Below are 16306 nucleotides of genomic sequence, written 5' to 3' on the forward strand. Positions count from 1 at the left end.
AAAGGAGATGATCCCATGGCATTACAGCCGAAGAAGCTGGATAAACAGAACATTGAAAATATGTTAGGTATCACTACGATCCAAGAAGGACTGCTTTTTCATCATTTAATGCAACCGGACGGAACGGCTTATTTTGAACAACTGCTGATCCAAATAGACGGGCCGGTTGATCGAGATCTCTTTGCACATTCATGGACGCATGTCACCAAACAGCATGAAATGCTTAGAACATTGTTTAGATGGCAGGAACTCGCAAGGCCAGTACAAATTGTGCTGAAGCAGCATCAGCCTGACATTCGATACCGTGATTTGACCCAAGCTGAGGAGCCTTTTCATTTGCTGAAAGAGGAAATAACAGCACAGGATCGAGAGGAACGATTTGATCTACAGGAAGTTCCATTTCGCTTGACATTATGTGAAGTAAATGAAGAAGTCAGCTGGGTTCTCATTAGCTTTCATCACATTTTATTGGACGGGTGGAGTCTTGGGATTGTATTAAGTGATTGGATGAATGCATATGAGCGCTTATCAAATGAAGACAAACCTCTTCTTGAAAAAAGACCGTCCTATCAATCATTTGTTAAATGGCAGCAGCAAAATCTTCAACAGACAGAAGCACAAGCTGTCTACTGGAAAAATGTTTTCGATGGCTGGAGTTATGCAGAACTACTTCCAAAGTCAGGCGGTGCATATGAAGATTCAGGTGCTTTTCATCAATATGAACATCAAGTGGATGCTTCCATTGCGGAGAGGCTGAGCAAATTTACGAATCAACATGATGTGACATTGGCATCTGTCATGTATACGCTGTGGGGAGTTTTGCTATCTAAGTACGCCAACCAAGATGATATTGTCTTTGGAACAACAGTATCAGGAAGAAATGCGGATGTTCCTCAAATTGAAAAGATGACAGGTTTGTTTATTAACACATTACCGCTGCGTGTCTCATTCGAACAGGAACGGCCGATTGTTGAACAGATGCAGGAAGTGAGCCGGGAAATCGCAGTGAGAAATGAATATGAACATACTCCGCTATCCGAATTAAAGAAATATGCAGGAATGACGGCAGAGCAATCATTATTTGATTCAATCGTCGTCATTGAAAACTATCCACTAGATCGAATGCTCACGAAAAGCGATCAGCCTATGCGTATTCGCAGATTTGAGATGAAAGAACAGACGGAATTCGATCTCACGCTTAGTGTACAGGCGTTTGATGAACAGCTGCATTTTTCATTGGTGTATAACCCCGTCAGCTTTTCCGCTGAACAAATTGAAAAGTGGTGTCAGCATTTTCTTCATCTCCTGTCTGATGCTTGTGATCACCCACAAAAATCTGCTGCTCAGTTACAGCTGCTATCAGAAGAAGAGATAGAAAAGCAGTTAACAGTTTTTCAGCAATATGGCGGGGCAACGTCTATCAATGAACCAACGGTGATTGACCTATTTGAAGAGCAAGTGGAGCGAACGCCAACGGCAGCCGCAGTTGAGTTTAGCGGTACGACGGTTACATATGAACAACTCAACAAGAGAGTGAATCAGCTCGCACGCTATTTACAAAATAAAGGGGTCAAACAGGAGCAGCGTGTCGGCATTTTAGCAGAGCATTCCATTGAAATGGTGATAGCATGCTTAGCTATTTTAAAAGCTGGCGGGGCTTACGTGCCAATTGATCCTGAATACCCGCAGGAACGAATAGAGTATCTACTAGAAGACAGCGGAGTAGAATGGCTCCTAACTCATCCGATTAAAGGACTCACCTATGCCTATAACGGAGAAAAAATTGATATCACACAGCCGGATCTATATACCGGATCATCAGATAACTTGGCAGAAGCCATCACCTCAGACCAAACAGCCTACTGCATTTATACATCAGGAACGACAGGAAGACCTAAAGGTGTACTCATTCATCATCTTGGTTTAGCCAACTATATTGATTGGGCGAAACAAGTATATGTTCGAGGAGAAACAAGGCATTTTGCTTTGTACACATCATTGTCATTTGACCTGACAGTTACTTCTATTTTCACACCGCTCATTTCAGGAAATACCATCATGATTTATCACCATGAAAATCGGCAGCTGCTTGTCGAAGATATCATAAAAGATAATCGCGTACATGTGATGAAACTGACACCATCTCATTTACAGTTTATTAAGCACCTGTCTTTCCCAGAAAGCCAAATGAAATGTTTTATTTTAGGCGGAGAACAGCTGGAAACATCTTTAGCGAAATCCATTCAGCAGTCATTCCCGCAGCCTATAGAAATTGTGAATGAATATGGACCAACTGAAACAGTGGTTGGCTGCATGATTCATCGATATGACCAGGACCTTGATCAAGACGTGTATGTACCGATCGGAAAACCTGCACAGCATACAGATATTCTTCTTTTTGACAGACATATGAATCTTATGCCGGAAGGAACCATCGGTGAATTATATATTGGGGGGAAAGGTGTTGCAAAAGGGTATTTGAATCGCCCAGAACTGACCGAAGAGCGGTTTGTCGATCATCCTTTCCAGCCAGGTGAAAAAATTTATAAAACAGGTGATGCTGCCCGCATTCTGCCTAATGGGCTCATTCAGTTTTTAGGCCGAAATGATGATCAAGTGAAGCTGAGAGGCTATCGTATTGAAACAGGTGAGATTGAATTTTGGCTGAATGAACAGCCAGGGGTCAAAGCAGCAGCTGTTGCTGTAAAGCCAGATGTTTCTGGTACACCATGTTTAGCCGCATATGTTGTCACGACAGCCATACTCGATCAAGCTGCAATGAAACAAGCACTAGCCGATCAGCTGCCAGATTATATGATTCCAACTCACTTTGTTCAATTGGATGATATGCCGCTGACTGCCAACGGCAAATTAGATAAACGGGCTTTACCTGCTTTGAAACAGGGGCAACAAATGAAAAAGCAGGCGGGCTCTGACAATCTTTCTGATACTGAGAAAGTCATTCAAGACATCTGGAAAAAAGTCCTCGGCTTAGATGAGGTAAGTGTTCATGACAAATTCTTTGACATTGGCGGGCATTCTCTAAACCTGATTCATGTCAATCAACAGCTCGCTAAGCAATTGAATCAAAGCATTCCAATGGTCGAAATGTTCCGCCGTCCAACGATTAGAGAGCTAGCTGCATATTTAAGCGGTGCAACAGAGCAGAAGGGATCTGGCACACAGCCTGCGAACCAAAAGAAAAGAAAAGCCAACGAGCTGATTGCGATTATTGGAATGGCAGGTAAATTCCCTGGTGCAGAAAATGTTGAGGCATTTTGGCGAAATTTGAAGAATGGAGAAGAATCGATTTCATTCTTTTCCGATGAAGAATTGCTAGAGGCTGGAATTGACCGCCAAACCTTTGAGCGTTCCGATTATGTAAGAGCAAAAGGTGTGATTGATAGACCTGATTTATTTGATGCATCCTTCTTCGGCTATTCACCAGGTCAGGCAGAAATGATGGATCCTCAAATACGGCTGCTGCATGAATACGCCTATAAGGCGCTGGAAGATGCGGGGTATGTGCAGGAAGATTATCAAGGTAAGGTCGGTTTGTTTACTGGGTCCACATCCAACTTTCAATGGATTCAGCGTTTTGCATCTTCGCTTGATAGCAGCATGTCAGAGCTGTTTGAAGTGGGCTCGCTCAATGATACGTATACCGTGAGTACAAGAATTGCCCATAAATTGAATTTGAAAGGACCAGCGCTCACATTGCAAACCGCTTGTTCGACTTCTTTGGTCGCCTTGCATTTGGCCTGTCAATCCATTGCAAATGGTGATTCAGATGTAGCGCTTGCGGGAGGCGTGTCGATTTTACACCCAGTGAAATCAGGCTACATTTATCAGCAGAACATGGTGAAATCAAGCGATGGTCATTGTCGTGCCTTTGACGATCAAGCAGATGGAACTGTTGGCGGAGATGGTGTGGGTCTTGTTGCTTTAAAAGCACTTAGTGAAGCCATAGAAGATGGTGACCATATTTATGCTGTCATTAAGGGCTCTGCCATCAACAATGATGGTGATCAAAAGGTTGGCTTCAATGCTCCAAGTGTTGAAGGTCAGACAAGGGTCATCCAGGATGCCTTACATCAAGCAGATGTTTCACCAGATACGATTGAATATATAGAAACACACGGAACTGGAACGTCACTTGGAGATCCGATTGAAATAGAGGCGCTCACAAAAGCTTTCGACACAGAGAAAAAACAATTTTGCCGCATTGGGTCTGTGAAATCAAATATTGGTCATTTGGATGCAGCGGCAGGGGCAGCTGGCTTGATTAAAGCTGTGCTTTCTCTTCAGCATCACACATTTGTGCCTAGTCTTCACTTCAAAAAAGCCAATGAAAACATTGCATTTGAGCATAGTCCTTTCTTTGTAAACACTGAGCTGACCGACTGGAAGCAGCCAGTATCACATTTGCGGAGGGCTGGTGTGAGCTCATTTGGAATGGGCGGAACCAATGCGCATGTCATATTAGAAGAAGCGCCGCAAAGAGATCGTCAGCAAATGCCTCGTTCGGCTGAGCTGCTTGTTCTTTCAGCAAAGAGCAAAACGAGTTTGGAACGAATGAAAGACAACCTTGTGAATCAGTTGGAAAACATGCCTTCTCTCAATTTGGCAGACGCAGCTTATACCTTGCAAACAGGCAGGCAGTCCTTTGGATTCCGTCAAGCCTTTGTTGCGGCCAGCAGAGAAGATGCATTGCGTGTATTAACAGAAAAGCAAGGCAAGGGTATTGGGAAGCTCATGCATTCGCATGTGGAGAAACAAAAGATTATTTTTATGTTTTCTGGACAAGGCAATCAATACCTCAATATGGGTTTAGATTTGTACCGGGAGGAGCCGTACTTTAAGAAGCAAATGGATGCTTGTTTTCAAGCTTATGAAGAAGCAACAGGGCAAAGTCTTGCCCGCATTCTTTATCCATTAGCGGCTGAAACAGAAAAGGCACGCGAAAAATTGGCAAGCACTCAATATGCACAGCCAGCCATTTTTGCCATTGAATATGCCCTTTCCATGCTCTTCATTGAATGGGGGATTCGTCCTGATGCAATGATCGGCTATAGCTTTGGCGAATTAACGGCAGCCGCTATATCAGGCCTTTTCAGCTTAAAGGAAGCGATGTCGATGGTCGCCTGCCGGGCGAATGCGATGCAGTCGTCGCCAGCTGGCATCATGATGAGTGTTCCATTACCTGAAGCAGAGTTAAAACCGATGCTTCCAAAAGATATTTCTCTCGCTGTTGTCAATGATTCCTCATGTATCGTGTCAGGTCTTGAAGCAGCGATAAGTGAATTTGAACAAGAGCTGAAGAATAACAGATTGATGTGTATGCGATTAGGTGGAACCATTGCTGCTCACTCACATGTCATGAAGGAAGCAGCGGAGCAATTTGGTGAAAAATTAAAGGATATTAAAGCCAAGCAGCTTCGTATTCCATTCATTTCGAATTTGACAGGAGATTGGATGACAAGTGCGAGTGCTCAGGATATGTCCTATTGGAAAAGGCATATGACCGATACGGTTCGTTTTGCTGAAGGCATCACAAATATTTTACAGCAGGACAATATTCAATTAATTGAGATTGGACCAGGTCAAGATTTAAGCGTGATGGTCAACCGGTCACTGAACGGCATGAATCAGCATGTATGTCATGTGCTCAGACATGCAAAACAAGATGTGACGGATACTGAATTTTTACTTGGGCAGATTGGACGTCTCTGGACACACGGAATAACCATCGACTGGAACAGGTTCCATCTAAACCGTCAGCCGCAGAAAATGCCGCTGCCAACGTATGCGTTTGATCAAACCTCCTATTGGTATGATGCATCAGACCGTGTAAAACGCGATAAACCTAAGCAGTCTGGACGAAAGGAGCAAATGGATGAATGGTTCTATACCCCTTATTGGGAGGCGGACCTTTCCCCTTATGTGTCATCAGATGATTCCTCTTTTGGAGCCTTGCTTTTGTTTGCGGATTCATCTGCCTTCGGAGAGAAGGTTGCAGCCGAACTTCTGACGAAACGGAACGAGTTCGTAGTGGTTCAGAAAGGAAATGAATTTACGAAGCATGATGAAAAAAGCTACACCATTCGGTCAAATAAGCCTTCTGATTATGAAAAGCTCATATCAAATCTGGCAGATGACCAAATCAACGTGTCAGAAGTTTGTCATCTATGGGGGCTTTCAGAACGACAGCCGTCTCAATCAGAAGAAGAATGGGTGAAACAAACGCAGCAAGATGCTTATTACTCCTTGCTTTATATCGGACAGGCTTTGAAAAAATCTGTTTTGGACCAAAAAGTATCCATTACAGTTCTTTCCTCATTGACGTATGCCGTTGGCGGTGAGTCTATCCTTTATCCTGAAAAAGCAATCCATCTTGGACCTGCCATGGTTATTTCACAAGAAACACCGAACTTGCGTTACCGCATTCTTGATGTCGACCGCCCGGTGGCAAATGGGGTGCAGGAAAAGAGGTTGCTGAAACAAATTAGCGATGAGTTAGATCGAACATCTGGACAGCTTCTCACGGTCTATCGACGAAATAAGCGATATGTGAAAAAGTATGCCAAAGCTCTAGTTCCCGAAACAGGACATACTCAGTTGGCTAAAAAAGATGGTGTCTACATTTTAATTGGCGGTCTTGGGTTTATTGGATTGAATATTGCACAGTCTTTGACCGAGCAAACGAAGGGAACGTTGATCTTAACGAGCAGGTCTGGACTGCCTGATAGAAGCAAGTGGAAAGAGTGGCTTGCTACGCACGATGAACAGGATCCAACTAAGAAAAAAATACAAAAGGTAATGGCACTTGAAGAGGCTGGTGCAGAAGTTCTCATAAAGAAAGTAGATGTTCGCCACAGGGAAGATATCCAGCAATTAATCAACACGGTGGATGCGGCCTACGGACAGATTGACGGTGTGATCTATGCAGCTGGAGTGACGGGTGATCAATCCTTCAGAGTGATGGAGCAAACAGATGTCACATTCTCAGAACCCCACTTTGAAGCGAAGATGAATGGTGTACTTCATCTTGATGCCGCCTTAGGTGATCGATCACTTGATTTCTGTTTTGTACTGTCATCTTTGTCACCGATCTTAGGCGGACTCGGTTTCACAGCCTATACAGCTGTGAATCATTTCATCGATGCGTACGTGTATGAACGAAATCTTCTTTCAGAAATGCAGTGGTCTGTCATTAGCTTTGACGGCTGGGAATTTGAGCAAGGAAAGCAGCTCGATCTTCCAATCGGAGATGATGTCACCGAAACGTTAATTACAGAAAAAGAAGGAAGAAGGATCTTTGAACGATTGCTTTCACTGGATCAAGTGGAACAAATGGTTATTTCAACAACGTCTTTACATGATCGAATTCACCGATATGTAGACCGTTTATCCCGTGAGGAAGAGAGTGCCGGGGAGCATGCACAAGATGGAAACTTATATTCTCGGCCAGCGCTGTCAACGAATTATGTTGCACCTGAAACGGAGCTAGAGAAGGAACTAAGTCAGCATTGGCAAGCTTTCTTTAAAATTGATGAAATTGGCATAGATGATCATTTCTTTGAAATGGGTGGAGATTCTCTAAAGGCGATTACTTTCATTGGCATCATTCATCGCGCATTCAGTGTAGAGCTGACGCTTCCACAATTCTTCCAAATACCAACGATCCGATTAATGGCAGAATATATCGACCAAGCAGACACTGCTGCTTATCATGCGATTGAAAAAGCCGAAATGAAGGAGCATTATCCTCTGTCGTCTGCGCAAAAACGGTTGTATCTCATGCAGCAAATGGATGTAAGCAGCACAGGATACAACGAATTTAAAGCAGGACGAATTAAAGGAAGGCTCGATATCAACAGGTTGGAATGGGCATTTCAGCAGCTTATAAAGAGACACGAAAGTTTGCGGACAGCGTTTGTACTAGAGAATGGCGTCCCTTATCAAAAGATTGAAGAAGAGGTACCATTTGCAGTCATGTTGTTTGACCTCACAGAGGGATCGACACAAGGATCTGAGGAAGATCAAAAACAAGTGATTGAACAATTTTTGACTGCCTTTACGTTAAGTGAGGCTCCATTGATGAGAGTTGGTGTGATGAAGCTGGCAGAAGAGGAATTCGTGCTCATGCTGGACATGCATCACATTATCTCGGATGGTCTTTCTCAAGATATTTTGGTCAACGACTTTATGCAGTTATACGACGGCAGGACGCTTGAGCCTCTCGCTTTGCAATATAAAGATTTTTCAGAATGGCAAAATGACATACTTGCGTCTGAAGCATTGAAAGAATCGAGTGATTACTGGAAAAACCGGTTAGAAGGTGCCCCGCTGCTTGATCTGCCAACAGATTTCGATCGGCCAGAGGTGAGACAATTCCGCGGCGGACATTATACGTTCCGTATAGAAGAAGCGGAGCTGAACGCGTTTAAGCAGGTGATTTTAAAGGAAGACGCAACATTGTTTATGGGTCTGTTAAGTCTGTATCAGATTTTGCTTCATAAATTAAGCGGACAATCAGATATCACGGTTGGGGTTCCGGTAGCAGGTAGAAAACAAGAGGAGCTGCAGCAAGTCATTGGTATCTTTGTCAATATGCTGCCACTTCGTTTATATCCTAAAGCAGAGCTGACTTATCAGCAATTCCTTCAGGATGTAAAGGCGCATGTGATCGATGATTTCGGTCATCAAGAATATCAATATGAACAAATGGTGCAAGACCTCCAGCTGAGCCGGAGTGTCAGCCGGAATCTATTGTTTGATGCTGTGTTCGCCTTGCAAAATATGAATCAGCCAGAACTGAAAGTTGGCGGTTTAACCTTTAGTGATTATCCGTACGAGACAGGAACGTCGCGATTTGATTTACTCTGGATTGCGTATGAACAGGAAGACGGTCTTTCTTCAACGATTGAATATAATACTGAGCTTTTCACAGAGGAAACCATAGAGCGGATTGCAGGTTTGCTGAAAGACATCATGCGGGCTGTTTCAGTAGATGCGGTGAGAATAGAGGAAATTGAACTGACTTCTTCATTCAAGCAATTAGACGACGTATCTCTTTTCGAATTAGATGACTTAAAAATATAAGTAAAGAGGTGAATGGAAGAGTGATTGAACATGATGATTTTCAACTGAAAGCAGCGGCGAAGGAAAGGGTGAGGGAAAGAGCCTACTGGACATCTATTTTATCAGATGTTCAGCTGGATGGCCGCATTCCTCATACGGTTTCACAAGCCAAGCCTGCTGCTATGAACCGATCGCTTCATTCGTCCTTCCCGATGGCTGTAAACCATTCGTTAAAGCAATTATGTGGAGATTCTGATTTGCGCTTGTTTATCGTGCTGACCACAGCCGCTTTTGGCTTGCTTCAGCGTTATAGCGGAAAAACTGAGTTGATGGTGACTGTTCCTACAATGGAACAGTCCGCCAATCAATCCACCATTAATCATATGTTGCCGCTTAAGGCAGAGATTGATCCTCATATGAGCTTTAGCGCAGGGTTAGACGCAGTGAAACAATCGTTTCAGGAGGCAGTGCGTCATCAAAACTATCCTGTTCATATTTTAATGGATGAGCTTTGGCATTCAGTAGGAGATGACAAGAAGCGTGTCAATCTGGCATGTGCGTTTGAGACATTGCATGGGTATACTGACCGAGAACAGCTGCACGCGGATGTGCTCATTGTTTGGAAGAAAGAACAAGATCACCTTCATGCTGAAGTTCACTGGGATGCTTCCATTTATGACGATCAAATGATGGAGCAGTTCTCTAGACATTTCATGACACTCACAGAGCAATTTCTTAAAACGCCTGAACAAGCGATGAGCACACACTCATTTTTATCTGATATCGAGAAAAGTCAGCTGTTTGATTCGTTTCAAGGTGAGTCGCTCGCTTATCCAGTGGATCGTGATATTGTGTCATTATTTCAACAGCAAGTCCAATTGCATTCAGCACGAACGGCCGTTGTGTTTGGCACCACCTCCTATACATATGAAGAGGTTAATGATTTATCGGATCGCATTGCGCTTAGACTGTCTCAAAGTCAGATGACACGTGAGACCCCAGTTGGTCTCAGAATGAATCGGTCTGCTGAACTGGTCATTGCCATTCTTGGCATTTTAAAGGCTGGCTATGCTTACTTACCGATTGATGTCCATCTGCCGATTGAAAGAATTCGGTATATGCTCAAAAACAGCGGCGCTACAGCCATAGTATCGGACGAAGACGGACACGAAGGTTTGGATGTCGAGGTTCATATTATTCAAGACATGTTTCAAGAATCCCCCATTACAGAGAATCTCACTTGGTCTATTTCGCCTTCGGACATGGCGTATGTCTTGTATACATCGGGTACGACTGGGCATCCAAAAGGGGTCGTTATTGAACATCGTCATGTTATTAATTTGGTATACGGAATGAAAACACGCTTTTTTGATCTACTCCCTGGTGATTTGCAAGTAGGGATGCTCGCTTCTCATATTTTTGATGCATCTGTTCAAACCTTGTTCCCGGCATTGCTGCTAGGGCATACGCTGCATATTGCCAAAGATGAAGTCCGTATGGATGGGCATGCGTTATGGTCATTTTATCGAGACAACCACATTCAGCTGTCAGATGTGACCCCCTCTCATTTAAAGCTGATGAACAAGGCAGCAGCGCAATCGAAACAAGACTTGCCTGCTTTGAACATGCTGCTGGTGGGCGGAGAAGTGTTCACAAAAGAGCTGATGGATCAATTTTTACAGCATGTATCAGGTGAAAAACTCATGATGATTAATGCATATGGGCCTACTGAATGTACGGTTCAGTCGTCATCCTTTTTGATTCCTCATGACTGGGATGAGCAAGTCATCCCTATTGGGCAGCCGATGCCAAATGAGCATATTTTCATATGTGACAAGCAAGGTGAGCCGGTGCCGATTGGTGTTTTTGGCGAATTGTATATAGCAGGTGCTGGTGTAGGCCGTGGGTACATCAATCATCCTGATCTCAACAAGGAGAAGTTTATCAAAAAAACAGAGCTGAGCAGCGGGATGTTATACGGTACGGGAGACCTTGCAAGATGGCGGTTTGATGGTTTATTAGAATTTGCTAAAAGAAACGACGGCCAAGTGAAAATCAGAGGATATCGAATTGAGCTCGAGGAAATCCGCAGAGCCCTTCTTGATGATCCAAACATACAAGGACTGGTTCAAGATGTCATTGTCATTCCTAAGGAAAAGAAGGATCAGGACCAATATATTTGCGCATATATCATGGCAAAACAAGTGATAGATCAGCGCGCACTTCGACAATCTTTAAGTGAAAGATTACCAGGTTATATGGTGCCGAGGCATGTCATTCAAGTAGAGCAATTTCCTCTGAATCTATCAGGGAAATTGGATATTCAAGCACTGCCGAATCCAGAAGATCAGTTAGAAGGCAAATCAGAGCCGGTAACCATTCAAGTTCACAATGAAACAGAGCAGAAGCTTGTACGTATTTTCGCGTCTATATTACAAGTCCCTGCTTCGCAGATTCGTATAGATGAACCGTTTTTTGATTTAGGCGGGAACTCTTTTAATATCGTTGAGCTGTCCAATAGAGTGAAAGAGGAATTTCAGCAGGAGCTGACTGTGATGGAGCTGTTCCAATATACAACGGTTTCACAAATAGCTGCTCAATTAAAACACAAAGCATCAGGGCAAGAGCAACAAACAGAGGATGATGGAGAAAATGAAGCGGATGACTTAGAAAGTGCCGCACAACTGTTAGGCGGGATGTTAGATGAGTAAGTTCACAGGATTAGAGGTTGCAGTGGTTGGGATGGCATGCCGTTTTCCGGGAGCGAAAAATATTCATCACTTCTGGGACAACCTTGCAAATGGGAGAGAGTCCATTACGTTCTTTTCTAAAGAAGAGCTGCTTGAGGCAGGAGTTGAACAAGAAGCATTAGATCATGATCAATATGTTCGTGCCAAAGGAGCAGTCGATCAGCATGATCACTTTGATGCAGATTTCTTTGGTTATTCACAGCGTGAAGCAGAAGTAATGGACCCGCAAATCCGCATGTTTCATGAGGTCGCATGGGAATCCCTAGAAGATGCAGGCTATAACCCTGAAACGTATCAGGAGCCGATCGGTTTATTTGGAGCTGCTTCTGCTAATTTATACTGGCAAGCTGCTTCCATGCTGATGAGATCCAATCACTCATCTGAACAATTTGCGGCTGTTCAATTAACGGATAAAGATTTCATGAACACAAAGGTATCCTACAAATTGAATTTGAAGGGACCGAGTGTAGCTATTGATACAGCTTGTTCTTCCTCTTTGACTGCAATTCATATGGCGGCCCGCGCCCTGATTACTGGAGAATGTAAAATGGCACTCGCAGGCGGCGTCACCATTACGACCCCTCACAAAAAAGGATACATGTATCAAGAGGGCATGATCATGTCGCCGGATGGACACTGCCGGGCTTTTGATGAACAGGCAGAAGGAACTGTTGGCGGTGAGGGCTGTGGAGTTGTTGTGCTCAAATCATTAAAGCAGGCACTAAAAGATAAGGACCATATCTATGGCGTGATTAAAGGGTCAGCCTATAACAATGACGGCGGGCGGAAGGTTGGCTACACAGCGCCAAGCATAGAAGGACAAAGCGAAGTGATTAAAAAGGCGCTCAACATCAGTCGTGTAGAAGCTGAGAGTATTTCTTATATTGAAGCACATGGCACAGGGACGACTCTTGGAGATCCGGTTGAAATTGAGTCGCTGAAGCAAGCCTTTCAAACAGATAAAAAACAGTTTTGTGCGATTGGGTCTGTGAAAACCAATATTGGTCATCTTGACTCAGCCGCAGGGATTGCAGGTTTTATCAAAACAACACTTAGTCTGTACCATCAGATGCTGCCGCCAAGCCTTCATTATAAAAAACCTAATCCGAAAATTGATTTTGAATCAAGCCCATTTTATGTGAATACAACACCTGTACCATGGAAGAAATCAGAGACCCCACTGCGTGCCGGTGTCAGCTCATTTGGAGTGGGCGGAACGAATGTGCACCTGATCATGGAAGAGGCACCCGCCGCCGATAAGCCGTCAGCAGACAGAGGTCATGAACTAATGGTGATTTCGGCAAGATCGAAGCAGGCGGTTCAAAAATCTGCTAAACAAATCACATCTTATTTAACAGAACAAACGAGCGTCTCACTATCCGATGCAGCATTTACGCTGCAAGAGGGACGAAAACATTTTCCTTATCGCCAAGCTTTTCTTGCAGGTCCTGACCGCACATTCCAGTCAGCCGGCCAGCCGCAAAAGGCCTTTCAGCAGCCTGCGGTCGTTTGGATGTTCTCTGGACAAGGTGCTCAGTATGTGAATATGGGCAAGGATTTATATGAGAAAGACCCTGTATTTAAACAAACGCTTCAGAAATGTTTTGCCATCATTTTATCCTTATCAGGTGTTGAGATCGAGAACGTGTTATATCCAACAACCGAAGAAGAGTTTATAGAAGCTGAACAACTCATGCAGCAAACGTCATATACACAAATCATCTTGTTTAGTTTTGAGTATGCGCTTGCGTCGAAGCTGATGGGACTAGGCATACGTCCGCATTATTTCATTGGTCATAGTATTGGAGAAATCACGGCTGCCTGTGTGGCTGGTATGATCCATCTTGAAGATGCAATCCGTATCGTTTTAAAAAGAGGCAGTTTGATGCAAAAAATGCCCCCAGGTGAAATGGCCGGTGTGTCACTCCCTGCCGAAGAGATTAAACATGATCTTCCAGAAGGTGTCGAGCTTTCTGCTGTGAATAGCTCACAATTATCCGTTGTTTCCGGTCCGTCAGATCGGTTACAGGGATATATCAAACAAGCTGAAAAAAGAGGAGCTTCTGTCCAAATATTGAAAACCTCTCACGCCTTTCATACGAGTATGATGGCTGAAGCGTCCGAACAGTTGAAGAACGTTCTCTCAGAGATCACCTATCAGCAGGGAGAGGTACCGATCCTTTCGAATGTGACAGGGAGCTGGTTAACGAATGAACAAGCCGCATCACCTGATTACTGGGCATCTCATATCAGGCAGCCTGTCTTGTTTAGTCAAGGATTAGAGACATTACTTGGACTCGGAGAGATGGTTTTCATTGAAGTGGGGCCAGGTCATACGTTAACTCAATTCGTGAGACGCCATGATCACTATGATGTGAACAAAGCAGCAGCCGTTTCATTGGTGAGACATCCAAAAGAACAAGCAGCTGATGATGAATATATGGAAAAGGCCATAGGGAAACTGTGGAGTTACGGAGTGGAGCTAAACTGGAGCGCTGTCAGAAAAGAAAAGGCACCATATCGAGTTTCACTGCCAACGTATCCATTTGAGCATCAAATATTCCCTTCACCGCAGTTTAAAGCAGATCAGATGATGTCTGCTTTAACGCCAGAAAAGATGGAGAAACGATCAGCTGATTTTCAAGACTGGTTTTACATTCCGGTATGGGAGCGCTCTTCACCTGTACTAAAGGAGCAACATCATCAAGGAAAACGCATCTTGGTATTTGAAAAAAATGGTCATATTGGCGCCTATTTGAAAGAACGGCATGCAGAAGTGATCAGCGTATGTCAAAGTGATCATACGATGAAAGAAAATGACCATTTGCTGAAGGCTGACGTTTATATGCTGTCACACTTAGAGTGGGTTATGGCTGAATTGCAGCAAGCTGGATTTATACCTGAAGAGATCATCTGGATGCATGATGAACTGACGAAAGATACCGATGATCAGCCAAACTACTTATCTGTGCTCGATCTCGTCAGACTAATCAGCCAGTATCATAACACAAGCATACGTCTTCACCTTGTGACAAGCCAAGCACATGATGTGATCGGCATGGAGAATGTCAATCCACTTCAAGCAACATTTACAGGGCTAGCTTTGACCATTCCTCAAGAATATCAGCATATTGAGTGTCAGCATATTGATGTATGTGAGGATACAAAGGCGAATTGGCCGCTATTCCTTTCATACGAGATTGCAATGCACGATCAAGAAGCAGTCGTTGCGTATCGCGTGAACAGCAGATGGATTCGAAAAGCTTCGAGAACACCTTTAAGAAAAGAGGGATCGTCCAAGCAGCCTTTCAGGTCTAATGGCGTTTACCTCATTACTGGCGGTATGGGCGGTATGGGCTTCACACTAGCTCAACATTTAGCAGAAACGTATCAAGCAAAACTTGTGATCATGAGCCGTTCGCAAATACGTGAACGCGCTGCCTGGCATGAGCTGCGTGATGCGAATGGGAAAGAAGCTGAGATCGTGAAAAAGCTGATGACTCTTGAAGAGTTAGGAGCTGATGTACAAGCTGTACAAGGTGATGTGTCAGATAAAGATGCTGTACAGAAAGCGGTTCAGCTGGCTCATACGGCATTTGGTCATTTGCATGGTGTCATTCATGCGGCAGGAGAGGCAGATGGGAAAATCATTCAAGCAAGAACAGCAGACGATGAAATTCGCATGTGTCAGGCAAAAATCAATGGGACCTATGTGCTGAATGAAGCACTCAAGGATGAAACGCTCGACTTCTTTTTACTTTGTTCCTCTCTTGTTTCCTTTCTTGGAGCGGCTGGACAAGTGGCTTATGCAGCTTCAAACGCTTTTATGGACAGCTTTGCTCATGCCAAAAGGCAGGAAGGGAAGCCGGTTATTTCTTTAAATTGGGATCGGTGGGAGAAAGTCGGTATGGCACACGACTCGGCATTAGCGGCCAAAGTCAATGACATGATGGCGCTCGAGGAACAGGATGGAATTTCACCAGAACAAGGAATAAGAGCCGTCCAGGAAGTGCTGCGTCTAGATTATCCGCAAATTCTTGTATCCGTTCAAGATATGGGCGAGAGAATGAAACAACGCTTAACCTCTCTGCAGCAAGAAGAAGAGCCGTCTCAAGAGATATCTCAGATCATAGATGATCGTCTAGAAGCATCCTTAAGTGATGTACTCAGCTCCTTTTTTCCTCATGAGCCTGATGTGAATGAGAATTTCTTTGAAATGGGTGCGACATCCCTTGATTTATTGCAGATGAGCGGTCAAATCAAATCAATTTATGGCATAGAGGTTCCGGTGGTCATGATGTACAGCCATCCGACCATCGCGGCATTGGCAGAAGAACTAAAGAAGATTCATGGAGTAGAAAAGCAAGAAAAGCAAGCTGTTACTGAATCAACCAATCTCCGAAAACAGGCGATGGCAGAAGGGAAAAATCGACGTAAACAGAGATTAAAACGAAAATAGATGGGAGAAATGC

The 16306-nt window shown here is 44.0% G+C and carries 3 protein-coding genes; all 3 read left to right on the plus strand.

Features of this window, described 5'->3' with window-relative positions; translation table 11 throughout:
- Positions 1-15 precede the first annotated feature (15 nt).
- Genes NSQ76_RS03835 through NSQ76_RS03845 form a run of 3 tightly spaced genes read left to right on the plus strand, consistent with a single transcriptional unit; the run spans position 16 to position 16293 of the window.
- Positions 16-9105 carry a non-ribosomal peptide synthetase/type I polyketide synthase gene (locus NSQ76_RS03835; protein ID WP_341052523.1) on the plus strand — a complete coding sequence of 3030 codons (9090 nt, stop codon included), beginning with the start codon at positions 16-18 and terminating at the stop codon, positions 9103-9105.
- 20 nt (positions 9106-9125) lie between these two features.
- Complete coding sequence (locus tag NSQ76_RS03840) at positions 9126-11795, plus strand: non-ribosomal peptide synthetase (RefSeq protein WP_341052525.1); 2670 nt, start codon at positions 9126-9128, stop codon at positions 11793-11795.
- Complete coding sequence (locus tag NSQ76_RS03845) at positions 11788-16293, plus strand: SDR family NAD(P)-dependent oxidoreductase (protein ID WP_341052528.1); 4506 nt, start codon at positions 11788-11790, stop codon at positions 16291-16293. The genes NSQ76_RS03840 and NSQ76_RS03845 overlap by 8 nt, the downstream gene beginning before the upstream one ends.
- The last annotated feature ends 13 nt before the right edge of the window (positions 16294-16306 follow it).

Origin of the sequence: Bacillus sp. FSL M8-0256 (genome assembly GCF_038005765.1) — a bacterium.
Classification (GTDB): Bacteria; Bacillota; Bacilli; order Bacillales; family Bacillaceae; genus Bacillus; species Bacillus safensis.

What these genes read in the sequence shown, in the direction of transcription:
- NSQ76_RS03835 (WP_341052523.1), top strand. Translation starts at nt 16, where the DNA reads ATGGCATTACAGCCGAAGAAGCTGGATAAACAGAACATTGAAAATATG.
- NSQ76_RS03845 (WP_341052528.1), top strand. Translation starts at nt 11,788, where the DNA reads ATGAGTAAGTTCACAGGATTAGAGGTTGCAGTGGTTGGGATGGCATGC.